This is a genomic window from Exiguobacterium sp. s157 (genome assembly GCF_018618205.1).
GTDB lineage: Bacteria > Bacillota > Bacilli > Exiguobacteriales > Exiguobacteriaceae > Exiguobacterium > Exiguobacterium chiriqhucha.
In genome coordinates this window covers 12,410-37,428 of the sequence record NZ_JACSLQ010000006.1, presented here as the reverse complement: position 1 = coordinate 37,428, position 25,019 = coordinate 12,410, and the positions used below count along the sequence as shown (strand labels likewise).

Here is a 25,019-nt window from a genome sequence, read left to right as displayed (position 1 = left end):
CTGAACATTTCCCGAATCGAAGTAATTAAAACGGTTCGGCCACACGTTCCCGGAAGTTCACTTCAGGATAGTACGCTTGTTTGACGAGTGCGTTCGGGCCGAGGCATTTGACAGCCGGACAGTGGCAGGACAGTGTGGCGTTCAAACTGCTGTTCGTCCACGCCTCATACGCGTCTTGGAACGAGGTGTCATACAACGTCCCGAGCGTGCCGAGCTCATCGCCGAAGTCGGTGACGATGATTTGGCCGTCGAAGATGTTCGTGTTGAGGCGTGAGCGGCCATCCGGGTCGTTTCGCACGGTCACGTTCTTCGCCTCGTGGAGCCGTTTCAATAAAGCGCGGTCTTCCGGTAACTCGGAACAAGCATAGAACGGCAACGTTCCGAACAGCATCCAAACGTTCTCGTCCCGGACATCGAGCAGGTCGTGAATCGCCTGGCGAGTGTCAGGGAGCGACGCCGACTCGAGCGCACTGGCAAAATCGGCGGGGTACATTGGGTGCACTTCATGACGTTGACAGCCGAGTGCGACAATCTCTTCATGGATTTCCTTCAAGTGCGGAATCGTCCGTTTGTTGAGCATCGTCTCGGCCGATACGATCACACCCTCGGCCGTAAGCGCACGGGCGTTGTCTTTCATCGTCTGAAGCATCTTCAAACGTGCCTCCGCGCTCGGTTTTCGGTCCATCATCGCGAAACCGCCCTCTAAGAAGTCGGCGTCCGTTCCCCAGTTATGCGAAATGTGCAAAACGTCGAGGTAAGGGGTAATAAGATGGTAGCGAGAGAGCGGGAGCGTCAAGTTTGAGTTGATTTGCGTGCGGGCGCCGCGCTCCTTAGCGTAACGCAAGAGTGGGACGACGTAGTTGCGCACCGATTTCATCGACAGCATCGGTTCGCCGCCCGTAATCGAAAATGCGCGTAAATGCTCGATTTCATCCAAACGCGAAATCAATAAGTCGAGCGGGACTTCGGGTTCTTCTGTCTGGTCGAGCATATAGCCGACCGCGCAATGCTCGCAGCGCATATTGCATAGTTTGGTCGTCGTCACTTCTACGTTCGAAAGGACGAGGCGACCGAACTCGGTTTGATCGAGGTATGCTTCCCACGGATCAAACGTTGTCGAGATGTTTTGCATATCAATTCCACCTTTTCATCAAGTCACACGAAATAGTATGCTATAATAACAACTCTTTGTCACGAACCAAAGGAGCGATCACGAGATGGGTAAATCACGAACAGATACGGCAGGAAAAATGAACGTGTTAAAATCGAGAACGGAATTACTGTGCTTATCAGTCAATACGTTGGACGAATTCACGACGCCAGAGGATTTGCATCGATTGTTAGCTGATATTGATTCCTTACGTGCGAAAGTCGTACGTTACGCCAAAGATTTAGAACAAGTATCTCGAAAGGATGAAACACATTGAAACTGATCGTAGGAGAATACACAAGCGCCCAAGCCGAGCGGCTAGGGATTAACGGAGAGGGCATCGCGACGATTGATCGCATGGTCATCTTCATTCCGAACTTATTACCTGGAGAAAAGGCGAAAGTCGAAATTACGCGCGTCGAGCGGAACTACGCCGAGGCACGCGTCATCAAGCGCGATAATGATTCACCGGACCGGGTCAAGCCACCATGTCCGATTTATGACGAGTGTGGCGGTTGCCAGATTCAACATATGAGTCCGCGCCTGCAGATGGACTATAAAGAAGAAATCGTCCGCAACGCCTTCCGTCAAAAGACGAAATTGAACGTCGACAAATCGGATATCCGTGGTACGAAAGGGATGGACAACCCTTGGTATTACCGCAACAAGTCACAATTCCCGCTCTCGACGCGCCGCGGTGAAATCGTGTCAGGGCTCTACAAGCCGAACACGAATGAGCTCGTGCCAATCGAACACTGCATGGTGCAGCAGCGCGACACGACGAACATCAACAACGCCATCGTCCGTATTTTGAACGAACTCGACATCCCTGTATACGATGCGCGCCGTGACGTCGGTTTTGCCCGTACCGTCATCGTCCGCTCGGGCTATAAGACGGATGACGTCCAAGTCGTACTCGTCGTCGGGAATGAAGATGTCCCGCGTTTGGACGAACTGAGTGACCGCATCATGGCGTTGCCGAACGTCGTGTCGTTCCACTTGAATATTAACTCGAACCGTTCAGGCGTCATCTTCGGGTACCGCACGGTTCATATCGCCGGGCAAGACAAGATGGACGAACAGCTTGACGACGTCCATTACCACTTGTCACCGCGTGCGTTCTTCCAACTCAATCCGGCTCAGACGGAAGTCATGTATCGGGAAGTCGTCGAGGCGGCTGGCCTAACGGGTCAAGAACGGGTCATCGATGCGTACGCTGGTGTCGGTTCAATCGGGCTATGGCTCGCGCCACATGCAAAAGAGATTCGCGGGATGGAAGTCGTCCCAGAAGCAGTCGAAGATGCGAATGCGCACATGCGTGAGAACGGGTTCAGCCATGCAACCTATGTTGAAGGCCGGGCCGAGCACTGGATTCCGCGCTGGGTCAAGGACGGTTGGATTCCAGATGTCATCGTCGTCGATCCGCCGCGCACTGGTGTCGATCATCAGCTCCTCAACGCAATGATCTCATCGAAAGCGAAACGCATCGTCTACGTGTCATGTAACCCGCAGACACTCGCACGGGATGCGGACCAACTCATGAAAGCCGACTATAAAATCAACTATATCCAGCCGTACGATATGTTCCCGCAGACGGCGCACGTCGAGTCAATCGTCGTCTTCGAGAAGAAGAAAAAGAAAAAGTATTGACGGGGTTGTGAAAACGCTTGCAAAAACAGTGTTTTCACGCTATAGTTCAGATGTCAGACTTCTTTTGATAAACGTTAAGAAGCGGAGGAACATCAGATGATCCCACAAGAAAAAGTAAACGAGCTTGTCCATAAAGCAATTGATGCACGGTCGCGTGCCTATACACCGTATTCGAAATTCAATGTCGGGGCCGTCGTCATTGACGAGACCGGCAAAGAAATTTTGGGTTGCAACGTCGAAAACGCTTCGTACGGGTTGTCGATGTGTGCAGAACGGACCGCCATCTTCAAAGCGGTATCGGAAGGCAGCAAGGCAATCGAGACGGTCGTTGTCGTTGGAGACACAGCGGGCCCAATCTCGCCGTGTGGCGCTTGCCGTCAAGTCATTGCCGAGTTTGCGAGTGACGACTTTACGTTGATTCTCGCGAACATGGCCGGAGAGACGAAAGTGATGACAAAAGAAGAGATGCTACCATACGGCTTCTCGCCAAAAGATTTAACGTGAAATAAAGATGCGGACGAATTCGTCCGCATCTTTATTTGTTGCCGTCATATTTTTTCTCGCTGGCCGAGTCGTCCTTCGAGTGTCGTTTCTGTTTTTCATCCTTCACTTTTTGGTTCAGCTCTTCCACCGGAATCGGGTCGACGGTCTCCATGCCCTCCTGGTCGAAGATGCTCTCCTTGTCGGTATCGACAGCATCCGGATTATCGAACGGTCGCTTTGACGGGTTCTGTGATTTCTTCATCCTCATCGCCTCCTTGTGTTGATTGTTATTCCACTCTGTTAAATTGTGTAAACGCTTTAGGAAACGGGTTTCGATTTCGCGGAACAGTGGAATTATCCGTACATAGCGACTAAGGAGGGGTATTCGGATGGATAAGAAAGTCTTAATGGGAATCGTACTCGGTGTGGCCGGGGCAGCGCTCGTCGCGCCGAAAGTGGCAGCGCTCTTGACGCAAGACCACGATGAGGATACATGGAGCAAGATGGATCGCATGGAAAGTGTCGATTCAGATAAAGACGAGGCGGAAGCGGGTCTCACTCAACTTGACTCGAATCACCGGGCCGAGTGGCAAGCGAACGGCTTTCCGCAGACGCACGCTGAGCGGGAGCGTCTCATGAATGAATCAGATGATGCCTATAAAGGGAAGGACATCTAAAAACAGACAGCCATCGCGGCTGTCTGTTTTTTAAATATCTTCGTCCGGTAAAAGGGGGAGCGTGAGTGTGACGGTCGTCCCGTTGCCGACTTCTGAGGCGAAGTGCATCGAGCCGCCGTGGCGCTCCATAATATGTTTGGCGATGGCGAGCCCGAGTCCGGTCCCGCCGTCTTCGCGTGTCCGTGACTTATTGACGCGATAGAATCGTTTCGTCAATTGATCGAGGTCTTCTTTCGGGATGCCCCGGCCTTCGTCATGAATCTCGGTGACGGCATTGTTCGCGGTCGCATACGTCTTCACATGAATCGATTTGCCGGCTTCCGTATAGCGGAGCGCGTTATCGAGCAAATTCCCGACGACTTGCTCGAGTCGATCGTGGTCCCCGAGAATAATCAAGTCGAAGTCGAGGTCCGTCTCGATGGTGACGCCTTTCGCCCGCGCGATCGGCTCGAAGCGATAGAGAACGTCTTCGAGCACTTGCGAATAGACGACTGGTTCTTTCGTCATCGGATACGAATCACGCTCGAGTTGGGCCAAGTCGAGCAAATCGTTGACGAGCCGTTGCAACCGTTCGGTCTCGCTCTCGATAATCTCATAATATTGATCTTTCGTTTTGTCATCGAGCGACGGGTCTTGAAGCATCTCGGTATAACCGCGAATATACGACAGTGGCGTCCGCAATTCGTGGCTCACGTTCGCCAAGAACTCTTTCCGTTGTTCTTCGACGAGACCGAGCGATTCGGCCATCCGGTTCAGTGTCTCGGCAAGCTCACCAATCTCATCATCGTAATAGATGGGGATGCGGTGCGAGAAATCACCTTTAGCATACACTTGGGACGCTCGTTTCATTTGAATCAGCGGTTGGATGATTGTATCGATAATCTGAGTGCCGAAAATGAGTAAGTTCACGATCATCAAGATGAGCAAGAACGTGATCATGAGCCGAATCGGTTGGAACGGTTCACTGATTTTACTCAGCTCCATATACAGGATGAGCGCATTATCGAGTTCGCCGTCTCGGATGAGCGGGAAGGCGGACATGAGGATGTCGACGTCTTCGGTCGGGTGCTTGCGGGTAACAGAAATCGCATAGCCGTCTTGCAACTTGGCGAGGTCCTGCTCCCGTAAAAACGTCTTGCCCGATCCGAGACTGTCTTCCCGGACGGACGAGAGAAACACTTTCGTCTCGGTCAGTTCGTTCGTGTACGTCATACTGTCGGAAAACGCGTCAGAGAAGCCGTCCGCCTTATAGATGGTGACGAGCTTCTCTCCGCGGTTGATGAGCAGTTCTTCTTGCGTCTGAATATAAAACTTGTCATACAAGTAAAACGTCATGATGATGAACACGAACGCGGAGAAGAGGCTTGCGGTCCAGATGGTGATCCAAATCCGCTTCCGGATCGTGTATTGCTTCATACGGTCGCCTCGAACTTATAGCCGATCCCCCAGACGGTTTGGATGTAGCCACCCGCTTCGCCGAGCTTGAGACGAAGTGTCTTGATATGGGTGTCGACCGTTCGGAGGTTGCCGTGATACTCGGTCCCCCAAATTTGGTCAAGCAATTGTTCACGCGAGAACACTTTCTCTTCGTTCGTGATGAACAAGTAGAGCAAATCGAACTCTTTCCGGGTCAAGTTGACCGTTTTGCCTTTCACGCTGACCGCACGGCCATCGATATCGATCGACAAGACTCCGGTATCGAACGTGGTTTCTTGTTCTTTCGAGAAATTATGCGTCCGACGAAGCGTCGCTTCGATTCGAGCGAGCAACTCGCGGGGGCTGAACGGCTTCGTGATATAGTCGTCCGCGCCAATCTTCAAGCCGTGGATGCGATCGAGTTCTTCTGAGCGGGCCGTTAGCATAATGATCGGCACGTTCGAGAACTCACGGATGCGCATGCATGCCGTGAGGCCGTCGAGTTCAGGCATCATCACGTCGAGCAGCACGAGGTGGAACGACTGTTCTTTCAATAAGTCGATTGCCTCGAGACCGTTCGTTGCTGTGACGGTCTCGTATCCTTCCTTCTCTAAGTTCGAAACGAGTAAATCCCGCATTTGTTCTTCATCATCGGTCACTAAGATGCGAAACGTTGGTTCTGACATTGGGCATTCTCCTTTACAAAACGGTTAACGAGGACGTGTGATAATTCCCTCATACTTCTATCATACCTATCTCTCCGAATTAGAACAGAAATATTTATTGTCGTAAAGTTGTCCTCATGAAATCCACACAAAAACGCCACAAAAAAGCCAATTCTTTGTCAGAATTGGCTTATGCTTCGAGCTGAGCTTCGTACGTATGGTCGAATTCAGGCGCATGGAGTGAGTGCAAGTAAAGTTGGAAACTCGACTTCGACACTTCATACAGAACGTATTCGACATCACCTTGATTGATTTCAGTTAGTAATTCAGACCGAATCTCATTGGCGCAGAAAGCGTACGGCAGTTTTTCCGCCGCCGCGATTGAACGCTCATTCGATTGACGGATTTTCAAAAATACACTTTCAATGTCAAGTTCGAAGAAAAGTTCTGAGAAGAACGCTTCTTTCGCGACTTGATTGTAACCTTTGCCGTGATACGGTTTGCCAAGCCACGTCCCGAGGAATCCATAGCCGGATTCCACATCGAACAAGCTGATTGTCCCGATTGGGGTACCAAACTCGTTCGTGATGGTACGTGAGATGATGTTTCCTTGCTCTTCTAGCTCGATGATTTGCTTCGTGCTAAATAAAAACTCGTCAAAGTGGACCGTCTTTTGACGGACATATGGAAAGACATCTGGGTGTTGCATCAGTTCGAACAACTCCGCGCAGTCGGTAAGCTCACGAAATTTGAGCACCTTTACATTCCTCCTCCTATTTCAGACCGCTGAAGAATAGTTGTAACGAAAGCATACTTCTGGCTTCGTTGTTCGAACTTGCCTTGGCTGCTCCCTTTTATGAAGTTACAAGATTATTTTATATAGTTTTTTTAAAAAAGCAAGTAAATAAAATGCAACTTCACAAAAAAAAATAAGAGCGCTTTCACGACTGGTGTCACTCACATCTCGTGATGCGTTTTCGAGCGGCTCGTCGAGTAAACGATGTGACCGTCGACGATGGTCATAATCGGCTTCGACATGTAGTCGAGCGGGAAGTGGCTCCATAGGACAAGATCGGCATCTTTGCCGATTTCGAGCGAGCCGATGCGGTCGTCTACTCCGAGCGATTCAGCCGGATGAATCGTGATGGCGCGGAGCGCGACGTCGACGGGAAGCCCTTCGCGGGCAGCAAGACCGGCGCACAAATTCAAATATTGAACCGGCGTATAAGGATGATCCGTCGTGATGGAGACGATCATATCGTGCTCATGTAAGATGCGGTACGTCTCCCACGTCTTGTTTTGGAGCTCGATTTTCGACTTCCGTGTGAACGTTGGTCCGACGGTGACATGTTTGACACCGAGTTCGCGCAACTTTTCGGCGACGAGATGTCCTTCCGTACAGTGCTCAATCCGATAATCGAGGTCAAACTCTTGTGCGAAGCGGACAACCGATAAAATATCGTCGGCGCGGTGGGCGTGGACACGAATCGGCATCTTGCGATCGAGCGCCAATTGAATCATCTGGCTACCGAACGTGCCGATCGTCTTTGTCGAATCAACGGTCCGGAACGCTTCACGCAACAAGCCCATGATTCCCATCCGGGTCAACTCGCCGGATTTCCCCATGCTGTGGACGCGCTTCGGGTTCTCGCCGAGCGCGAGTTTCAGGCCGGCATAGCGGCGGAGCACCATGTCCTCGATGAAGCGGCCATGGGTTTTGATGACACTCGTCACGCCGCCGATGACGTTCATACTGCCAGGCATGACTTGGACGGCCGTCACCCCGGCCATGAGCGCTTCCCGGAAGCCCTCATCGAGCGGATAGACGCCATCGATGGCCCGTGCGTGCGGGGTCATCGCCTCGACGGTCTCGTTCGCATCGTTCCCGACTGAACCCGTCCCTTCGTCATACAGTCCGAGATGGGTGTGGGCATCGATGAAGCCGGGGAACAAGAAGTTGCCTTCGGCTTCGATGACCGTCTCTCCGTCGAGCGGGTCCAACAAGTCCGCCATCTCGACGATTTTGCCGTCTTTGACGCGAAGGTCCCCGTAAAAATGTGGTGCGGTGATCGGATAGATATGGGCGTTACGAATTAACAAATTACTCACGTGCTAGCTCCTTTCAAGTCAAATGAAGTAGTTGTTTCAGGGCGGGTTCTAACGTTTCATAACGGAACCGGAAACCGTGGTTGAGGGCTTTCGTCGGAACGACTTTCGCTCCTTCGAGGACGATGACGCTCTTCTCTCCGAGTGCGAGCTTGAGGAGCGGCGCCGGGGCGGGTGCCCAGTGGGGACGATGCATCACCCGGCCTAGCGTCTTCCCGAATTCGTCCATCGTGACAGGCGTCGGTGCCGTGCCATTGACGGGTCCCTCGATCGTACTCGTCTCGAGGATATGGACGAACAGACGGACGAGGTCGTCTAAATGAATCCACGGCACCCATTGCTTGCCGGAGCCGAGTCGTCCACCGATACCAAGCGTGTACGGCAACTTCATGAGCGGGAAGGCGCCGCCGTCATTCGATAAGACGACACCGGTCCGCATCGTGACGAGACGGATGCCCATGTCTTGAACGGGTTGCGCCTCTTTCTCCCACAACACGCAGACGTTGCCTAAAAAGTTGGTTCGGTCGGGGAGCGGTGTCGCTTCCGAATACGTGATGGATCGATCTTCACCGTATATCCCGATGGCGGACCCGCTGATGACGACGCTCGGCTTGCGTTTCATATTTTTAATGATGCGGACGACTTCTTTCGTCCCATCGATCCGACTTTGAAGAATGGCTTGCTTTTGTTTGTGCGTCCAACGTCCGTCGTTGATCGAGGCTCCTGCCAAATGGACGATGGCATCGACGTCTTGAAGCTCGGATTCAGGATGACTATCGGGCGTCATCCATTCGACGAACGAGATCCCTCCTTGCCGCGGACGTGGGTGGCGCGTCAATACGACGACTTGATGTCCGGCTTCGGCGAGCGCGCGTACGAGCGGTCGGCCAATCAATCCGGTACCACCAGTGATTGCTATTTTCATGGGTCTCCCTCCAATATCCTTTAAGCGATTTCAAAACGGGTATGAGGACTATAGGAATGTCTTGTACAGATAATACCCCTTCTTCTAACTTATCAAAAATCCTGCCCGAACGGGGAACGTGATATGTTAGAAGCAGGAAATGGAGGGATTTTGTGAAAATCGCCAAGTTTACGACCCAGAAGAAAAATCAAGATCGATTGAACGTCTTTGTCGAAAAGGACGGACGGGAGGAATTCGCGTTTGCCATCGACCTCGACGTCTTCATCAAATACGAATTGACGAAAGGGATGGAACTCGAGGACGATTTCGTCCGGGACGTCCTTCAAGCGGAAGAAGAACAGAAAGCGTACAAAGCGGCCGTCAACTATTTATCGTATCGAATGCGTGCCGTCTCAGAGGTGCGTGACTACCTCGTGAAGAAAGAGATAGATGAGTCAGCCATCAAACGCGTCATTGAACGCTTGATTGAACAGCGCTATTTGAACGATGCCGAGTTCGCCAAAGCTTACACCCAGACAAAGTTCAATACGAGCCCGAGCGGACCCGTGAAAATCAAACGAGAACTCGCTCAGCTTCAAATCGCTCCGGATCTTATCGAAGACGTCATCGCCGCCATCTCGCACGAAGACCAGCTTGAAAAGGCCGGAAAGTTCGTAAATCGGAAACAAATGGAAACAAATCGCCGTTCCGCCACAGAAGTGCAACAAAGAATTCAACAAACCCTGATGCAAAGGGGATTTTCGTTTGATATCATTTCAGAGGCGATTCTCACGTTTTGGGAGAACGAGGATGAGGACGTTGAACTTTCAGCTTGTCTGACACAGGCTGAAAAACTGAATCGAAAGTTTAGCGGGTACGCCCCATATGAGCGGAAACAACGGATGAAGATGCAGCTTCGTCGCAAAGGTTTTCCGTATGAGGTGATCGAGAGGGCGTTAGAGAGGCTCGCTGAACAAGAGTCATAATGGGAGATGTTTTTACGGTAGGGGAAAAAACTGAAAAGGTGGGTCTACATTGACGATTTTTGAATGGATTACAGCACTGATGCCGATTGTGGCAGTGCTCATCTTATTGGTCATTATGCGTTTACCGGCGTCGGTTGCGATGCCACTATCTCTTGTCTTGACGGCTGGACTTGCGTTCTTCGTCTGGCAGCTCGACGCGACGCGAATCATGGCGGCGACGCTACAAGGACTTGTCATCGCCGTTACGACAGTCTGGATTGTTTACGGTGCGATTGGAATGATGAATACGATGAAAGAGGGCGGCGGCATGAACGCCATCCGTTCCGGCTTCATCAACATTACGCCCGATCCCCGGATTCAAGTGCTCATCGTCGGTTGGTTGTTCGTCTCATTCATCGAAGGCGCATCTGGTTTCGGTACACCGGCCACGGTTGCGGCACCACTGTTAATCGCACTCGGCTTCACGCCGATCGCTGCCGTTGTCATCGCCTTGTCGGCAAACGTATCGGCCGTCACGTTCGGCGCGGTCGGAACACCGGCCTTAATCGGGATTGGGAACGGGCTGTCACTTGACGTCAACCAACCCGAGACGATTGAGTTTTTGACAACCGTCGTCTTGCAGACGGTGCTCATCGATATGTTCGTTGGTCTTTTTATCCCATTCATTTTAATCTTGATGCTGACGCGATTCTTCAGTAAAGAAAAATCGATTAAGCCGGCGCTCGAAGTATTCCCGATCGCGATCGTCGCGGCGCTCGTCTATAGCATCCCGGCCTACATCTGGACGCTCATCCTCGGATTCGAGTTCGGGGGTATGCTTGGTGCATTGACGGGTCTCATCATTCTCGTCACGATGGCACGCAAAGGCATCCTCATGCCGAAACGGTTATGGACGTTCGACGGCTATGCCGATGAAATCGATCAACCGCTCGAGAAGCCGTCCGTCGGCAAAGGCAAACGCGAGCTTCCGCAATGGAAAGCGTGGGCCCCTTACTTGATTTTAACGATTTTCCTCGTGTTGACGCGGACCGTGCCGTTCTTGAACGAACTGACGCGTAGCGTCCGCATCGATTTGCCGAACATTTTGAGTATCGAAGGCATCTCGACATCGTGGGAACCGTTCTATTCACCAGGCTTCATGTTCATCTTGACGATGATTGCGACGTTCTTCCTCCATAACATGAGTTGGTCGCAAGTGACCTCGGTGTTTAAAGCGACGACGCTCGGTGTCGTCGGGACGGCGATCACGCTCGCTGCTTCCGTGCCGATGGTTCGGATTTTCATTCATTCGGAAAATGGTGGGGCAGGTCTCGCTTCGATGCCGGTCGAACTCGCAACGGCTGCGGCCGACACGTTCGGTGGCGTCTGGCCGCTCGTCGCACCGTGGATTGGTGCGCTCGGGGCGTTCGTTTCCGGGTCGGCTACGTTCTCGAACATGATGTTCTCGAGTTTAACGACGAATGTCGCCGAGTCGGTTGGAGTCAACGAGACACTTGCCTTGTCGATGCAGATGGCGGGGGCGAACGCCGGTAACATGATTTGCGTCTTGAACGTCGTCGCAGTCGCCTCGGTGGCAGGGCTCCTCGGAAAAGAAGGAACGATTATCCGCTATACGCTCATGCCAATGATTTATTACGTGACAGCGACCGGTCTTGTCGGTTTGATGCTCGCTGCATTCTTCTTGTAAAAAGTTACAAATTATTTACGATAATAATATTGACAATTTTCTGAACAGTCTGCTAAGGTTTTAGTAGATTTTCAAACTATGAACAGAGAGGAGCCAGCATGATGAAGTACATCCCAACACTACAACGCACACACACAACATCATATGGCTACTCGTATTTGACTGCATAATTTGGCAGCTGGATAGGGGTAGTGTCCTTTCCCTGACCATGCAAAAGACTGAAGACTCAGAAGCGTACTTCATCCGATTGGTTGCACAATCAGGTGACGTGCGCTTTTTTGCGTGCGCGGAAAGGACGAAAGGGGGAATCAGTCATGAAACTGATTAAACAATTAGATTGGTTTATTAAAAGACAAAAGCGGACGTATATCGTCGCCATCATCTTGTTGATTATCACCGGGGTCGTCGATATGCTCCCGCCGTGGATCATCGGACAGGCGATTGATGCGATTCGCGAAGGCAGCCTGACGACAGAACGGCTTGTTATGATTGTCGGGTCATTGCTCGGCATCATGGTATTATCGTACGTCCTTTCGTATGTATGGATTGCCCGCCTCTTCGGGACGGCGTTCCTGCTCGAGAAAAAACTGCGGGCCCGATTCTTCGGACATCTGCTCCGGCAGACACCGCGCTTTTATCAACAGCACCGCACGGGTGATTTGATGGCGCTCGCGACGAACGATTTGAAAGCGGTGGAACGGACGGCTGGATTCGGTGTCATGACACTCGTCGACTCGTTCAATATGACACTCATCGCTCTCACCATCATGGGAGTGTTCATCGATTGGAAATTGACGCTCGCGGCACTCCTGCCGATGCCGCTCCTTGCCTGGTCGATGAATAAGCTTGGCCGCCAAATCCATGCCCGCTTCACAGCGGCGCAGGATGCGTTTGGCGTGATGAACGACCAAGTCGTCGAATCGATTTCAGGCCTTCGGGTCGTCCGCTCGTTCGTCCAAGAAGACGCGGATACGAAAAAGTTCGATACAATCACCGACGACGTCATGGCCAAAAACATGCACGTCGCCAAAATCGACGTCTTGTTCGAACCGGTCATTAAACTGCTCGTCGGCTTGAGCTATTTGATCGGGTTGTCGTTCGGCACGTACCTCGTGTTCACGAATGACATCACGCTCGGACAGCTCGTCTCGTTCAATATTTATCTCGGGATGCTCATTTGGCCAATGTACGCGTTCGGGGAACTGATTAACGTCGTACAACGGGGAACGGCTAGCCTCGAACGAATCGAAGCGACGATGAACGAGACACCGGATGTCGTCTCGACCGGCACGGTCGAAGTCGGCGTCCCGGAGAAAATCACGTTCAAATCATTGTCGTTCCAATATCCAGGATCGACCCGCGCCTCGCTCGAAGACATCGTTTTGCACGTGTCGCGTGGTGAGACGATTGGGGTCGTCGGACCGACCGGGGCCGGCAAGACGACGCTGTTGCGTCAATTGCTTCGGGAGTATCCGATTGATGACTCGTTACTCGTCAACGGTGTCCCGATTCACGACATCAAACTCGATACGGTACGCGGTTGGAGCGGTTACGTCTCGCAAGAACATTTGCTGTTCTCGAAGACGGTCCGCGACAACATCTTGTTCGGCTCAAACGATGCGTCGGCACAAGATCTCGAGACGGCGATCCGGCTCGCGGCGTTCGATACCGATATCGAACATTTGGAAAACGGTCTCGACACGGTCGTCGGGGAGCAAGGGGTTATGCTCTCGGGCGGTCAGAAACAACGGCTCTCGATTGCCCGCGCCCTCTTGAAAGATCCAGAGATCCTTTTGCTCGATGATTCGCTTTCAGCGGTCGACGCCAAGACGGAAGCGCGCATCATCGATTCGGTCCGGACGAGCCGGGCCGAACAGACGACGTTCATCGTCGCGCACCGCCTATCCGCTGTCGCCCACGCCGACCAGATTCTTGTGTTACAAGACGGTCGCGTGACGGAACGGGGCACGCATGACCAACTGATGGGACGACGCGGTTGGTATTATGAACAATACGTTCGACAAGGAGAGTCGGAGTAATCCGGGAAAGGGGGAATCTCTCATGATCGATCAATATGAATTAGATCCAGTCCGCAGGAAGAAAACGATCCGTTCACTCGTCGGCTATGCCAAACAAGTGAGACGCTCGATTTTCCTCGGTTTGACCTTACTATTTTTAGCGGTCGGCGCCGAATTGGCCGGACCGTACATCGCCAAAATCATCATCGACGACCACATCGTCGCCATTGAGCGGGATTGGGTACAAGTCGAGTCAGGCGGGAGTGTCGCTTTTGACGGAAACTCCTATGAAAAAGAGACGAGGGTTGACGGAGAGACGGTCGTCCGTCCCGTCTCGATCGTGCAGACGACAGACGGCTATTATCTCGTCCCTGACGCCGTCATGAGTGGTGGCGTCCGTGAGGTCGAAGATGGTGTCCTCACCATTACACGAAGCGAAGAGACGGCAACGTATGACAACATCGTGCCGCTCTCGTCGACCGATGTCTTCCGCTTTTACGAGACGGATTTGCGGGCCGTGCTATTGCTGTCTGGTCTGTACGTCGTCTTGCTTCTTATCGCGGCAGGGTTGAACTGGGGGCAACAGATGCTCCTCCAACGCTCGGCCCATAACATCGTCAAAACGATGCGCCTTGACGTCATGCGGCATTTGCAGACGATTCCGGTCCGTTACTTCGACCAGACGCCAATCGGGAAAATCGTCAGCCGGGTCACGAACGACACCGAGACGATTCGCGACCTATATTTGGGCGTCCTCGCACGTGTTTTCCAAAGCGTCGTCATGATGATCGGAGTCTTGATCGCCATGTTCTTCTTGGACGTGCGCCTCGGTCTCGTCTCGCTCATCATCATCCCGGTCGTCATCGTTTGGATTAAATTGTTCCAACGCCTGTCGACCCGGAACAACTTCCGTGTCCGCGCCCTCGTCGCGGATATGAACGCCCAATTGAATGAGAGCATCCAAACGATGCCGATCATTCAGTCGTACGTCAAAGAAGATCTCGTCTATGACGAGTTCAACGAGAAAAACAGTGACAACTTCCAAACAAGACGGAAGCTGCTCAAACTGGATGCACTCATGTCGCACAACTTGGTCAACTTCTTCCGCAACATGGCACTCGCCTTACTCATCTGGGTCGTCGGTGCGCAGACGCTCGGAACGGGGAGCGTGCTCACGCTCGGGATTTTGTACGCCTATATCGATTACGTGTCACGGATTTTCGAACCGGTGACGCAAATCATGAACCAGCTGTCTCCGCTCCAACAGGCACTCGTCTCAGCAGACCGGATGTTCCAGTTGCTTGACGAGAAAGGGGAAGACGTGTCGGCGGAACGAATCGCTCGCTTTAAAGGTGAGGTCGTGTTCGACGATGTGTCGTTCAGCTATGAAGCCGGGAAACCGGTACTCCAACACATCGATATCCATGCGGCACCAGGTGAGACGGTGGCGCTCGTCGGACATACCGGCAGCGGTAAGAGTTCGATCATGAACTTGCTCATGCGCTTCTATGACCCGTCAGAAGGAACGCTCAACATTGACGGTATGGACGTGACGAAACTACCGACCCAAGCCGTCCGGGCCCATCTCGGCATCGTGCTTCAAGACCCGTTCTTGTTCACAGGCTCGATTCGGACGAACGTGACGCTCGGCGACGAGACGATTTCGGACGACCGCGTATGGCGCGCATTGACGGCGGTCGGAGCCGATCGTTTCGTCAAACAGTTGCCACACGGGCTAGACGAGCCGGTCATCGAACGCGGCGCCTCGCTCTCGAGCGGAGAGCGCCAGTTGATCAGCTTCGCCCGCGCCCTCGTCTTCGACCCGGCCATCCTCGTCTTAGACGAAGCGACGGCAAGCGTCGATTCAGAGACGGAAGCACTCATCCAAGACGCGCTCAAGACGCTCACGTACGGCCGGACGACGTTCGTCATCGCGCACCGTCTCTCGACGATTCGGGAAGCGGACCAAATCCTCGTCCTCGACCACGGTCACATCATCGAGCGGGGTAACCATCAGTCGCTCATCGCGGCAGGCGGCGTTTACGCCCGGATGCATGAGCTGCAAAGTAAACAACAAGCCATCAGTTGAGGAGGTATTATGGAGATTATCGGAAAGCATAACCGGGCCAAAGTATTCAATGAACGGATTGACGATACGACGCGGGCCCAAATCCAAACGCTCGTCGACCAACCGTTCACGAAAGGCGCCTCGATTCGAATCATGCCGGACATGCATGCCGGCAAAGGGTCGGTCGTCGGGACGACGATGACGATTCACGACAAGGTCGTACCGAACCTCGTCGGCGTCGACCTCGGGTGTGGCATGCTCTGCACGGAAATCAAGGTGAAGCGAATCGACTTTCAACGGCTCGACGACGTCATCCGTCAATACGTACCGAGCGGGATGAACATCCGGGATACAGCACACCCATACGCCTCTGAGCTCCCGCTCGAGGACGTGCGGGCGCCGTATAAGCTGGACCGGGCCCTCCGCTCGGTCGGCACGCTCGGCTCGGGCAATCATTTCATCGAAGTGAACCGGGACGAAGCCGGACGCACGTTTCTCGTCATCCACTCCGGCTCACGCCACCTCGGTGTCCAAATCGCTGACCATTATCAACAGTTGGCGGTCGAGCACATGATGAAGACGGTCGACATTCGAGACGAGATTGAACGGATGAAGGCAACGGGACGGCAACAGGACATCTCGGCCTATCTCGAGACGGAGCGCGAGGCACGGAAACGTTTCCGCGACCTCGCCTACGTCGAAGGGGAAACGATGGAAGATTACATGCACGACGTGCGCATCGCACAGCAATATGCGGCCGCCAACCGTCTCGCCATGACCGACGTCATCGTCGAGGCGATGAACTGGAACGTCGTCGATCAATTCGATACGGTCCACAACTACATCGATCACGACGCGATGATGCTTCGAAAAGGGGCCATCTCGGCGCGGGACGGCGAGCGGGTCATCATTCCGATGAACATGCGCGACGGTTCGCTCATCTGTACTGGCAAGGGCAACCCCGACTGGAACTTCTCGGGACCACACGGCGCCGGTCGCGTCATGTCACGCTCGGCCGCGCGAAAACGCGTCGACTTCAACGAATTTAAAAAGTCGATGGCAGATGTCTGGTCAAGTTCGGTCCGACCATCGACGATTGACGAGTCACCGTTCGTCTATAAGTCGATGAAGGAAATCGTCCGTTATATCGAGCCGGCCGTCACCATCAATCAAATCATCAAACCGCTCTACAACTTCAAGGCGAACTGAACATCGTTTCAGTTTCGCCTTTTTCTTTTCTGAGAAAAATCTGATACGCTACAAGAGAGGTGAGCGAAATGGAAAAACGATTGAGCGATTTATCAAAATATGAGCTCGAACAAGAGATTCGAGCGCTTCATGAACGGAAGCGGAAAGCCGAACAGATGGGCATGGTCAGTGAAATCGAGGTCGTCTTGCGACGGATCGCGATTGCCGAGAGTTATTTGATTGACCCGAAATCGTTCAAGCCGGGGGCGACGTATATCGTCAACTATAACGAGCGCCCGTTCCGTTTGAAATTTGTGAACGGCGTCATGGGCTGGGGGACGTTCGAAGGGGAGACGGTTGAACATGCGATTCCGCTCTCGGAGCTGTCGGAGGTGAAAGCATGAACCGGACCGAACAATACGAGCGCTTGGCAGAAATCTTGAAACAGAAGAACGATGTCTTGAGCGAGCTCGAGGCGTTGACGTGGGTTGAAGTGCTGTGGGAGGATTTTGAGACGACGCTCGCCCGTGCCGGTGAACCGTATCCTGGGGAAGCAAAATCGTTCCAATACGTCGTGCAACAAATCGATGCGTACGGCCCCCAGCTCCACCTGTTTCAAACGAAAAATGAGAAGTTCAAACACTTGATGTCCAAGCGCGACATCCATTAAAAATCACGCCGGAAATCGGCGTGATTTTTTACTTGCAAACTGCACACAATCCGTTATAATAAAGGTCGCTATTAGTTCGCTTTGTAGTTAAGTATTTATAAACTTTCTTTAGTTGGAATCATCTTTCACTAAACTTGAATCAAAGCTGAAAGGAGGGATTGTGACTTGGAAGTCGGTCAAAAAATCAAGCGGCTCCGCGTCAAGAAAGGGCTGACGCAAGAAGAGTTGGCCGAGCGCACGGATTTGAGCAAAGGCTATATTTCTCAAATCGAGCGTGATTTGAGTTCACCTTCGCTTGAGACACTATTCGACTTGTTGGAAGTGCTCGGATGTTCGCCGAAAGAATTTTTTGATGAAGATGTGAATCAAAAAGTGATCTATACCGAGGACGATCGGACCATCTACGTCGACGAGGAGCGGAAATATCGGACTGAATGGCTCATCCCGGAATCGAACGAAAAAGAGATGGAACCCATTTTACTAACGTTCTCGAAGCAGGGCGAGTTCAAACGATATGAGCCGTCGCGATCGGAGACGTTTGTCTATGTCCTATCGGGGCACATCGCGCTAAAACTTGGCAATCATACGTACTTCGCCAAGACCGGAGAAACACTCTATTACGTCGCCTCCGATTCGCATCAACTCGTCAATGACTACGACGGCGAGAGTGAATGTTTAATCGTCGCGACCCATTCATATTTATAAGGGAGGAACTGAAATGAACCCAGAAACGATTATTCGCTTTGACAATGTGTCGAAGCGTTACGATGACACCGTCGTCTTAGAAAACATCAGCTTCGAGATTGAGAAAGGGAAGTTCTACACGTTGCTCGGGCCATCTGGATGTGGGAAGACGACGATTTTACGCTTAATTGCCGGCTTCACGGATGCGTCAGCAGGCGATATCCAGTTCAACGGGAAACGCATCAACGACGTCCCGGCGAACAAACGTCAAGTGAACACCGTGTTCCAAGACTATGCGCTCTTCCCGCACTTGAACGTGTTCGAGAACGTCGCGTTCGGTCTGCGCATCAAGAAGATGAAAGAAGCGGACGTGAAGACGAAAGTCGAACAGGCGCTCAAATTCGTCAACTTGAAAGGGTATGAGTCACGTGAAATCGATGAGATGTCAGGCGGGCAGCGCCAACGTGTCGCCATCGCCCGGGCCATCGTCAACGAACCGGAAGTCATCTTGCTTGATGAACCGCTCTCGGCGCTCGATTTGAAACTCCGGACCGAGATGCAATATGAGCTCCGCGAATTGCAACAGCGTCTCGGCATCACGTTCATCTTTGTCACGCATGACCAAGAAGAAGCGCTCGCGATGTCGGATGAGATTTTCGTCATGAATAACGGGAAAATTGTACAAAGCGGGACACCGACTGATATTTACGATGAGCCGATTAACCGTTTCGTCGCCGATTTCATCGGGGAGTCGAACATCGTACCGGGCGTCATGCCAGAAGATAACGTCGTCACGTTCGCCGGGAAGACATTCGATTGCGTCGACCAAGGGTTTGACCGCAACGAGAAAGTCGAGGTCATCATCCGTCCGGAAGATTTAGAGATGACATCGGTCGAATCTGCGAAACTTGTCGTCGACGTCGACTCGCAACTGTTCCGAGGCGTTCACTATGAGATTTGCTGCTATGACCAAGAAGGCAACGAATGGCTCGTTCATTCGACGAAAAAATCGGTCGTCGGTTCGAAAATCGGCCTCACGTTCGATGATGAGGCGATTCACGTCATGCGCTTAGGAGAGACGGAGGAAGAGTTCGACCGTCGTCTCGAGTCCTATGAGGAGGTCGCTCATGAATCAAACTAGTCAAACCGCGAAGACGGTCTATTTGACGACCTACTGGTTATGGATTGCGCTGTTCGTCATCGCGCCGCTCCTGCTCGTCGTCTACTACTCGTTTTTTGATATCGAAGGGAACTTGAGTTTAGAGAACTATCAGATGTTCTTCACGTCGACGTATTTGACGATGACGTTATCTTCTTTCTGGTATGCGTTCTTGATTACGTTCTTCTCGCTTTTGATCGGGTATCCGACCGCCTATTTATTGACGAAGACAAAGCATAAGCAACTTTGGCTTTTGCTCATCATTTTGCCATCATGGATCAACCTATTGCTCAAAGCCTATGCGTTCCTCGGCATTTTCGGGACATACGGCATCACGAACCAGTTTTTAGAGGCCATCGGTATCGGGACACGACAGATTTTGTTTACGGACTTCAGTTTCGTGTTCGTGTCAGTTTACATCTTCATCCCGTTCATGATTTTGCCGATTTATAACGCCATCGAGAAGCTCCCGCCGTCGCTCGTCTATGCGTCGCGCGACCTCGGGGCCTCGAACTGGACGACGTTCCGCCGGGTCATCTTCCCACTTACGCTCGACGGTGTGAAGTCAGGGATTCAAATCGTCTTCATCCCGGCGTTGTCGCTCTTCATGATCACTCGACTGATTGCTGGGAACCGAGTCATCACGCTCGGGACGGCGATTGAACAACAATTCCTCGTCACGCAAAACTGGGGCATGGGCTCGACGATTGCCGTGTTCTTGATTTTGGCGATGGTCCTCGTCATGGTCATCACACGTGACTGGGGCGCGAAAGGAGCGGTGCGTCGATGAAACCGAAAAAATTTAAATTAGCCAACCTCTATTTGATAGCGGTGTTCTTCATCCTCTATGCACCGATTCTCTATTTGGTCGTCTACTCGTTCAACAGTGGCGGGACGATGAGTAACTTTGAAGGCTTTACGCTCGATTGGTACAAGTCGCTCTTTACCGACACGCGCCTGCTCGTTATCGTCTTGAACACGATTGTCATCGCCTTGCTGTCGGCGACGATTTCAACCGTGCTCGGCGTCATCGGGGCGCTCGCTATCTATACGGCGCGACAACGCTTCACGAAGACGTCACTCTTATCACTCAACAACGTGTTGATCGTCAGTCCGGACGTCATCATCGGGGCGTCGTTCCTCATCTTGTTCACGATGCTCGGGATTCAGCTCGGCTTTTACTCGGTGCTATTGGCGCACATCGCCTTCTCGGTACCGATTGTCGTCATCTTGGTCTTGCCGAAGCTGCAAGAGATGAGCCCGACGCTCATCGATGCGTCGCGTGACCTTGGGGCAAGTACGTGGGACGTCTTGACGAAAGTCATCTTGCCGTATATCACACCGGGTATCTTTGCCGGGTTCTTCACGGCACTCACGTATTCGCTCGATGACTTTGCCGTCACGTTCTTCGTGACCGGAAACGGCTTCACGACACTTGCCGTTGAAGTCTACTCACGCGCCCGTCAAGGCATCTCGCTCGAGATTAACGCCTTGTCAGCCATCTTGTTCTTGTTCACACTCATTCTCGTCCTTGGGTATTATGTGCTCGCCCAACGCGGTGGTAAAGCGAAGGAGGTAAGACGATGAAAAAATTGGTCATCATGTTGACGGTACCGGTCGTCGTCAGTTTCGGCCTCTTGCTCTGGGTGTATCAAATCAATATGGCGCAAGGGTTCGGCGGCGATAACACGCTCGTCGTCTACAACTGGGGCGATTATATCGATGAAGACTTGATTGGAGAGTTCGAGGAAGAGACGGGCTTGAAAGTCATCTATCAGACGTTCGACTCGAACGAGGCGATGCTCACGAAAATCGAGCAAGGCGGTACGGAGTTCGACATCGCTGTCCCATCGGATTACGCCATCAGTAAAATGATTGAAGAAGACCTGCTCTTGCCGATCGATTATGACAAGCTCGAGAACTTCGATAACATTGACCCACGTTTCCTCGACAAGTCGTTCGACCCGGGCAACACGTACTCAGTCCCTTACTTCTGGGGGACGGTCGGCATCGTGTATAACCCTGAACTCGTCGACGGTGAGATTACGTCGTGGAACGACCTATGGGACATGCCGCTCGAGAATGACATCTTGCTTGCAGACGGGACCCGTGAAGTGATGGGCTTCGGTCTGAACTCACTCGGTTACTCGCTCAACACGACGGACAAAGATGAGCTGCTCGAAGCGGAGAAGAAGCTCGAGACGCTCTGGCCGAACATTAAAGCGATCGTCGGCGATGAAATCAAGATGCTCATGGCCAATCGCGAAGCGGCCGCGGCCGTCGTCTGGTCAGGTGACGCCTCCGAAATCATGTACGAGAACGAAGAGTTGACGTACGTCATCCCGGAAGAAGGGACGAATCTCTGGTTCGACAACCTCGTCATTCCGAACACATCGAAAAACGTCGAAGGCGCGCACCAGTTCATCGACTTCATGCTTGACGCGGAAATCGCGGCCCGAAACACCGATTATGTCGGATATTCGACACCGAACGAAGCGGCACTTGAATTTTTAGATGAAGAAGTGACGTCAGACGAACGTTTTTATCCGACAAAAGAAGTGACGGATGAGCTCGAAGTGTATGAGAACTTAGGCAAACGCATGAACGCGTACTACAACGAACTATACTTGCGCTTTAAAATGCAGAGTAAATAAAAGGAGTCCCGCTCACCGTGAGCGGGACTTTTTTTGGATGGGACAGCCCATCACGTCACCCGTTGCTTGGCGGCGATATGGGCTTCCTTGACGGCTTCGTCAGCAGATGCGAATTGGAGCAGGTGCTCGTAGATGGCCGTCTGTTCCGCCAACGTCAACCGGGCCTCACCTGGCAAGGCAATCTGTTGTTTCCATGTCTTCCGGTTCAACACGGGAACGTCCGCCACATCAATGCGCTTCAAGGTCGACCGGTCGCTGAAGACGATCCAAGAGTGTAATAGACTCCGCTCCACAGCAATCGTTTGTTCCATCGCTTTCATATGTAACTCGTTTTGTTTGATCGGATTGAAAAACCGGAACTTCTTTCGGTTCGGCATCGATTGGGTCCAATGCCGTTCTTGTTCATGTCCAAAAATCCAGCCGCTATAATTTTTCGACTCAATCACGTGGACACCGCTCTGGTTGATGAACACCACATCGATTTCAGTCGTACGCTCTCGATTTTTTGGATGGGGCAAATATAGATTCGTCAATATGAAGGGATTCGGGACGCGCTCCTCGATGGCGGCGACACATAAATATTCGCCGTATAAGCCGGTGTCTTGAACGACTTTGAAATAGCTGTGTCCGGTCTGGGCGAAATAGCGGCTCCGTTTATAACGCTTGACCTTCGTATACAATATACCGCTCATCACCAGGAACAGAGGACCGAATAGACTGACCAATGAAATCATCATACCGTTAAGCATGCTCGTGAGAAGCTCGGACATAGGCTGCCTCCTTTCGTGTCTCTTTTTACTATATCGAATCGAGTCGATTGTTAGGTTGGTTTTTGGGTTAAATTGGAAATGTGATTTTGAGAAAAGGGTGCCCTTTGACTAAAAAAAGACCAGCCCTCGAGATGGCTGGTCTTCTACATTCAACTCTGTTGCAACTCGGCCCGCTCTTCGTCCGTGAACACGCGGGAACGGCTTAAAAACCGTTTTCCTTCGACGCCCTCGACCGAGAACATACCGCCCCGGCCCTCGACGACGTCGATGATGAGCTGGGTGTGCTTCCAGTAGTCGTATTGCTTCTCGTGCATATAGAACGGACAACCGCCGATTTCGCCGAGCAGGACGTCATGATCTCCAATCATGAATTCGCCTTGCGGGAAACACATCGGGGAGCTCCCGTCACAACAACCGCCCGACTGGTGAAACAAGAGCGGTCCATGTTTTCGTTTCAGCTGTTCGAGGAGCGCGAGCGTGGCGGGGGTGGCCTCGACGCGGTTCACCATCTCAGAAGAACCCGAGTTTTTGTTCGCTATAGCTAACGAGCATGTTTTTCGTCCGTTGATAATGGTTGAGCATCATCTTATGGTTCTCGCGACCGATTCCAGACATCTTGTATCCACCGAACGCGGCATGGGCCGGATATTGGTGATAGCAGTTGATCCAGACGCGACCTGCTTGAATCTCGCGACCGAACCGGTAGGCGCGGTTCATGTCACGCGTCCAGACGCCGGCACCGAGTCCGTATAACGTGTCGTTCGCGATGGCGAGCGCCTCGGCGTCGTCTTTGAACGTTGTCACCGATAAGACCGGTCCGAAGATCTCTTCTTGGAAGATGCGCATCTTGTTATGGCCTTTGAAGATGGTCGGCTGCACATAATAGCCGTCGGCGAGTTCGCCGTCCATCATGTTGCGTTCGCCGCCGATGAGGCACTCCGCGCCCTCCGACTTTCCGATCTCCAAATACGACAAGATCTTTTCCATCTGCTCATTCGAAGCTTGGGCACCCATCATGACGTCAGGGTCGAGCGGATTGCCGAGCTTGATGGCTTTGACTCGTTCGAGCACCCGTTCCATGAACGGCTCATAAATCGACTCGTGAATGAGCGCGCGTGATGGGCACGTGCATACCTCGCCTTGGTTCAAAGCGAACATGACCAGCCCTTCGATCGACTTGTCAAAGAAATCATCATCCGCATCCATGATGTCCGCGAAGAAGATGTTCGGTGACTTCCCACCGAGTTCGAGCGTGACCGGGATGATGTTTTGTGAGGCGTACTGCATGATGAGTCGACCTGTCGTCGTCTCACCCGTGAAGGCGACTTTGTCGACGCGGTCGCTCGACGCGAGCGGTTTGCCGGCCTCGAGTCCGAACCCGTTGACGATATTCAACACGCCTGGCGGGAGTAGGTCTTCAATCAATTCCATGAGCACCATGATCGAAGCCGGCGCCTGTTCGGCTGGTTTCAATACGATACAGTTTCCGGCAGCGAGAGCCGGCGCGACTTTCCAGACCGCCATTAAAATCGGGAAGTTCCATGGGATGATTTGGGCGACGACACCGAGCGGTTCATTGAAATGATAAGCGACCGTGTCGTTGTCGAGTTCACTGATGCCGCCTTCCTGTGACCGGATGACGCCCGCAAAATAGCGGAAGTGATCGATAGCGAGCGGTAAATCGGCATTGAGCGTCTCGCGGACGGCTTTCCCGTTTTCCCACGTCTCGGCGTATGCGAGCATTTCGAGGTTCGTTTCCATACGATCGGCGATTTTATTTAAAATGACAGAGCGTTCAGTGACCGACGTTTTGCCCCAGGCGTCTTTGGCAGCATGGGCCGAATCCAAGGCGAGCTCGATATCTTCTTTCGTTGAGCGGGCGACTTCGCATAAAACTTTACCATTTACCGGAGAGGTGTTCTCAAAATATTCTCCCCCTGCAGGCGCGGTCCACTTTCCGTTGATGTAATTCTCATAGCGGTCTTTAAAGTGAACTTTCGTGCCTGTCGAGTTTGGGACTTCATAAATCATGGTCGTTCCTCCCTTTTCCGTAAAGTATAGGGATTCTATGTATGCGCTTACAT

General features: G+C 52.4%; 26 protein-coding genes. 16 read left to right on the top strand and 10 right to left on the bottom strand.

The genetic code is table 11. The features are described from left to right. Nucleotides 1-25: 25 nt before the first annotated feature. Nucleotides 26-1,132 carry a radical SAM/CxCxxxxC motif protein YfkAB gene (yfkAB, locus tag KNP67_RS11715; RefSeq protein ID WP_021067770.1) on the bottom strand — a complete coding sequence of 369 codons (1,107 nt, stop codon included), beginning with the start codon at nt 1,130-1,132 and terminating at the stop codon, nt 26-28. A gap of 85 nt (nt 1,133-1,217) precedes the next feature. On the opposite strand from yfkAB, the gene KNP67_RS11710 reads away from it, so the two are divergent. The 3 genes from KNP67_RS11710 to KNP67_RS11700 all read left to right on the top strand — a co-directional run bounded on the left by KNP67_RS11710 (nt 1,218) and on the right by KNP67_RS11700 (nt 3,304). Beyond that, nucleotides 1,218-1,427, top strand: coding sequence for a hypothetical protein (locus tag KNP67_RS11710; protein ID WP_016510454.1), 210 nt, complete (start codon nt 1,218-1,220; stop codon nt 1,425-1,427). Continuing rightward, nucleotides 1,424-2,800 (top strand): 23S rRNA (uracil(1939)-C(5))-methyltransferase RlmD, encoded by a 1,377-nt coding sequence (gene rlmD, locus KNP67_RS11705; protein ID WP_131472984.1) that lies wholly within the window; start codon nt 1,424-1,426, stop codon nt 2,798-2,800. The genes KNP67_RS11710 and rlmD overlap by 4 nt, the downstream gene beginning before the upstream one ends. A gap of 96 nt (nt 2,801-2,896) precedes the next feature. Continuing rightward, nucleotides 2,897-3,304: a cytidine deaminase gene (locus KNP67_RS11700; RefSeq protein ID WP_021067768.1), complete on the top strand. Its 408-nt coding sequence runs from the start codon at nt 2,897-2,899 to the stop codon at nt 3,302-3,304. Between the two features lie 31 nt (nt 3,305-3,335). On the opposite strand, the gene KNP67_RS11695 is transcribed toward KNP67_RS11700, so the two are convergent. After that, a complete protein-coding gene (locus KNP67_RS11695) occupies nt 3,336-3,551 on the bottom strand; it encodes a hypothetical protein (protein ID WP_031200364.1) in 216 nt (71 codons plus the stop codon). A 121-nt stretch (nt 3,552-3,672) separates the two neighbouring features. Here KNP67_RS11695 and KNP67_RS11690 point away from each other — a divergent pair, with 121 nt between their 5' ends. Continuing rightward, nucleotides 3,673-3,960 carry a hypothetical protein gene (locus KNP67_RS11690; protein ID WP_021067766.1) on the top strand — a complete coding sequence of 96 codons (288 nt, stop codon included), beginning with the start codon at nt 3,673-3,675 and terminating at the stop codon, nt 3,958-3,960. 30 nt (nt 3,961-3,990) lie between these two features. On the opposite strand, the gene KNP67_RS11685 is transcribed toward KNP67_RS11690, so the two are convergent. The 5 genes from KNP67_RS11685 to KNP67_RS11665 form a co-directional block, all read right to left on the bottom strand. Further along, nucleotides 3,991-5,376 (bottom strand): sensor histidine kinase, encoded by a 1,386-nt coding sequence (locus KNP67_RS11685; protein ID WP_131472983.1) that lies wholly within the window; start codon nt 5,374-5,376, stop codon nt 3,991-3,993. Next, entirely contained in the window at nt 5,373-6,062 is a 690-nt protein-coding gene (locus KNP67_RS11680) for a response regulator transcription factor (RefSeq protein WP_131472982.1), read from the bottom strand. The genes KNP67_RS11685 and KNP67_RS11680 overlap by 4 nt, the downstream gene beginning before the upstream one ends. A gap of 169 nt (nt 6,063-6,231) precedes the next feature. Further along, entirely contained in the window at nt 6,232-6,798 is a 567-nt protein-coding gene (locus KNP67_RS11675; protein WP_021067763.1) for a GNAT family N-acetyltransferase, read from the bottom strand. A 200-nt stretch (nt 6,799-6,998) separates the two neighbouring features. Then, nucleotides 6,999-8,150: an amidohydrolase gene (locus KNP67_RS11670; protein WP_021067762.1), complete on the bottom strand. Its 1,152-nt coding sequence runs from the start codon at nt 8,148-8,150 to the stop codon at nt 6,999-7,001. Nucleotides 8,151-8,163: 13 nt separating this feature from the next. Then, nucleotides 8,164-9,072, bottom strand: coding sequence for a TIGR01777 family oxidoreductase (locus tag KNP67_RS11665; protein ID WP_021067761.1), 909 nt, complete (start codon nt 9,070-9,072; stop codon nt 8,164-8,166). Nucleotides 9,073-9,224: 152 nt separating this feature from the next. Between KNP67_RS11665 and recX the strand changes: the two genes are divergently transcribed. The 12 genes from recX to KNP67_RS11605 all read left to right on the top strand — a co-directional run bounded on the left by recX (nt 9,225) and on the right by KNP67_RS11605 (nt 22,165). Further along, nucleotides 9,225-10,037 carry a recombination regulator RecX gene (gene recX, locus KNP67_RS11660; protein WP_021067760.1) on the top strand — a complete coding sequence of 271 codons (813 nt, stop codon included), beginning with the start codon at nt 9,225-9,227 and terminating at the stop codon, nt 10,035-10,037. Between the two features lie 49 nt (nt 10,038-10,086). Continuing rightward, nucleotides 10,087-11,724, top strand: coding sequence for an L-lactate permease (locus KNP67_RS11655; protein WP_214756669.1), 1,638 nt, complete (start codon nt 10,087-10,089; stop codon nt 11,722-11,724). A 314-nt stretch (nt 11,725-12,038) separates the two neighbouring features. Beyond that, a complete protein-coding gene (locus KNP67_RS11650; protein ID WP_214756668.1) occupies nt 12,039-13,763 on the top strand; it encodes an ABC transporter ATP-binding protein in 1,725 nt (574 codons plus the stop codon). 22 nt (nt 13,764-13,785) lie between these two features. Beyond that, entirely contained in the window at nt 13,786-15,831 is a 2,046-nt protein-coding gene (locus KNP67_RS11645; RefSeq protein ID WP_029596019.1) for an ABC transporter ATP-binding protein, read from the top strand. Nucleotides 15,832-15,837: 6 nt separating this feature from the next. Next, nucleotides 15,838-17,019, top strand: coding sequence for an RtcB family protein (locus KNP67_RS11640; protein WP_029596018.1), 1,182 nt, complete (start codon nt 15,838-15,840; stop codon nt 17,017-17,019). Nucleotides 17,020-17,087: 68 nt separating this feature from the next. Beyond that, nucleotides 17,088-17,402 (top strand): YfhH family protein, encoded by a 315-nt coding sequence (locus KNP67_RS11635; protein ID WP_214756667.1) that lies wholly within the window; start codon nt 17,088-17,090, stop codon nt 17,400-17,402. After that, a complete protein-coding gene (locus KNP67_RS11630; RefSeq protein ID WP_021067754.1) occupies nt 17,399-17,668 on the top strand; it encodes a YfhJ family protein in 270 nt (89 codons plus the stop codon). The genes KNP67_RS11635 and KNP67_RS11630 overlap by 4 nt, the downstream gene beginning before the upstream one ends. Before the next feature lie 165 nt (nt 17,669-17,833). Further along, on the top strand, nt 17,834-18,373 hold the full coding sequence (locus tag KNP67_RS11625; protein WP_029596017.1) for a helix-turn-helix domain-containing protein: 540 nt from the start codon (nt 17,834-17,836) through the stop codon (nt 18,371-18,373). A 13-nt stretch (nt 18,374-18,386) separates the two neighbouring features. Next, complete coding sequence (locus KNP67_RS11620; protein ID WP_029596016.1) at nt 18,387-19,493, top strand: ABC transporter ATP-binding protein; 1,107 nt, start codon at nt 18,387-18,389, stop codon at nt 19,491-19,493. After that, nucleotides 19,480-20,301, top strand: coding sequence for an ABC transporter permease (locus KNP67_RS11615; protein ID WP_021067751.1), 822 nt, complete (start codon nt 19,480-19,482; stop codon nt 20,299-20,301). The genes KNP67_RS11620 and KNP67_RS11615 overlap by 14 nt, the downstream gene beginning before the upstream one ends. Beyond that, the gene (locus tag KNP67_RS11610) at nt 20,298-21,098 is read left to right on the top strand and encodes an ABC transporter permease (protein ID WP_029596015.1); all 801 of its coding nucleotides are present in this window, start codon (nt 20,298-20,300) and stop codon (nt 21,096-21,098) included. Before KNP67_RS11615 ends, KNP67_RS11610 begins: the two co-directional genes overlap by 4 nt. After that, nucleotides 21,095-22,165, top strand: coding sequence for an ABC transporter substrate-binding protein (locus KNP67_RS11605; protein ID WP_214756666.1), 1,071 nt, complete (start codon nt 21,095-21,097; stop codon nt 22,163-22,165). Before KNP67_RS11610 ends, KNP67_RS11605 begins: the two co-directional genes overlap by 4 nt. A 50-nt stretch (nt 22,166-22,215) precedes the next feature. On the opposite strand, the gene KNP67_RS11600 is transcribed toward KNP67_RS11605, so the two are convergent. The 3 genes from KNP67_RS11600 to exaC form a co-directional block, all read right to left on the bottom strand. Continuing rightward, nucleotides 22,216-22,935, bottom strand: coding sequence for a nuclease-related domain-containing protein (locus tag KNP67_RS11600; RefSeq protein WP_029596013.1), 720 nt, complete (start codon nt 22,933-22,935; stop codon nt 22,216-22,218). Nucleotides 22,936-23,084: 149 nt separating this feature from the next. Next, nucleotides 23,085-23,444 carry a DUF779 domain-containing protein gene (locus KNP67_RS11595; protein WP_021067747.1) on the bottom strand — a complete coding sequence of 120 codons (360 nt, stop codon included), beginning with the start codon at nt 23,442-23,444 and terminating at the stop codon, nt 23,085-23,087. Nucleotide 23,445: 1 nt separating this feature from the next. Continuing rightward, the gene (gene exaC / locus KNP67_RS11590) at nt 23,446-24,966 is read right to left on the bottom strand and encodes an acetaldehyde dehydrogenase ExaC (protein WP_214756665.1); all 1,521 of its coding nucleotides are present in this window, start codon (nt 24,964-24,966) and stop codon (nt 23,446-23,448) included. Between the last annotated feature and the right edge of the window lie 53 nt (nt 24,967-25,019).

Excerpts from the sequence above, each read along its gene's own strand:
- KNP67_RS11700 (WP_021067768.1), top strand. The coding sequence starts at position 2,897 with ATGATCCCACAAGAAAAAGTAAACGAGCTTGTCCATAAAGCAATTGAT.
- KNP67_RS11595 (WP_021067747.1), bottom strand. The coding sequence starts at position 23,444 with ATGGTGAACCGCGTCGAGGCCACCCCCGCCACGCTCGCGCTCCTCGAA.
- KNP67_RS11645 (WP_029596019.1), top strand. The coding sequence starts at position 13,786 with ATGATCGATCAATATGAATTAGATCCAGTCCGCAGGAAGAAAACGATC.
- KNP67_RS11615 (WP_021067751.1), top strand. The coding sequence starts at position 19,480 with ATGAATCAAACTAGTCAAACCGCGAAGACGGTCTATTTGACGACCTAC.
- KNP67_RS11685 (WP_131472983.1), bottom strand. The coding sequence starts at position 5,376 with ATGAAGCAATACACGATCCGGAAGCGGATTTGGATCACCATCTGGACC.
- KNP67_RS11635 (WP_214756667.1), top strand. The coding sequence starts at position 17,088 with ATGGAAAAACGATTGAGCGATTTATCAAAATATGAGCTCGAACAAGAG.
- KNP67_RS11605 (WP_214756666.1), top strand. The coding sequence starts at position 21,095 with ATGAAAAAATTGGTCATCATGTTGACGGTACCGGTCGTCGTCAGTTTC.
- KNP67_RS11710 (WP_016510454.1), top strand. The coding sequence starts at position 1,218 with ATGGGTAAATCACGAACAGATACGGCAGGAAAAATGAACGTGTTAAAA.
- KNP67_RS11610 (WP_029596015.1), top strand. The coding sequence starts at position 20,298 with ATGAAACCGAAAAAATTTAAATTAGCCAACCTCTATTTGATAGCGGTG.
- KNP67_RS11680 (WP_131472982.1), bottom strand. The coding sequence starts at position 6,062 with ATGTCAGAACCAACGTTTCGCATCTTAGTGACCGATGATGAAGAACAA.
- KNP67_RS11690 (WP_021067766.1), top strand. The coding sequence starts at position 3,673 with ATGGATAAGAAAGTCTTAATGGGAATCGTACTCGGTGTGGCCGGGGCA.
- KNP67_RS11695 (WP_031200364.1), bottom strand. The coding sequence starts at position 3,551 with ATGAGGATGAAGAAATCACAGAACCCGTCAAAGCGACCGTTCGATAAT.
- KNP67_RS11630 (WP_021067754.1), top strand. The coding sequence starts at position 17,399 with ATGAACCGGACCGAACAATACGAGCGCTTGGCAGAAATCTTGAAACAG.
- exaC (WP_214756665.1), bottom strand. The coding sequence starts at position 24,966 with ATGATTTATGAAGTCCCAAACTCGACAGGCACGAAAGTTCACTTTAAA.
- KNP67_RS11620 (WP_029596016.1), top strand. The coding sequence starts at position 18,387 with ATGAACCCAGAAACGATTATTCGCTTTGACAATGTGTCGAAGCGTTAC.
- KNP67_RS11600 (WP_029596013.1), bottom strand. The coding sequence starts at position 22,935 with ATGTCCGAGCTTCTCACGAGCATGCTTAACGGTATGATGATTTCATTG.
- KNP67_RS11665 (WP_021067761.1), bottom strand. The coding sequence starts at position 9,072 with ATGAAAATAGCAATCACTGGTGGTACCGGATTGATTGGCCGACCGCTC.
- yfkAB (WP_021067770.1), bottom strand. The coding sequence starts at position 1,132 with ATGCAAAACATCTCGACAACGTTTGATCCGTGGGAAGCATACCTCGAT.
- KNP67_RS11650 (WP_214756668.1), top strand. The coding sequence starts at position 12,039 with ATGAAACTGATTAAACAATTAGATTGGTTTATTAAAAGACAAAAGCGG.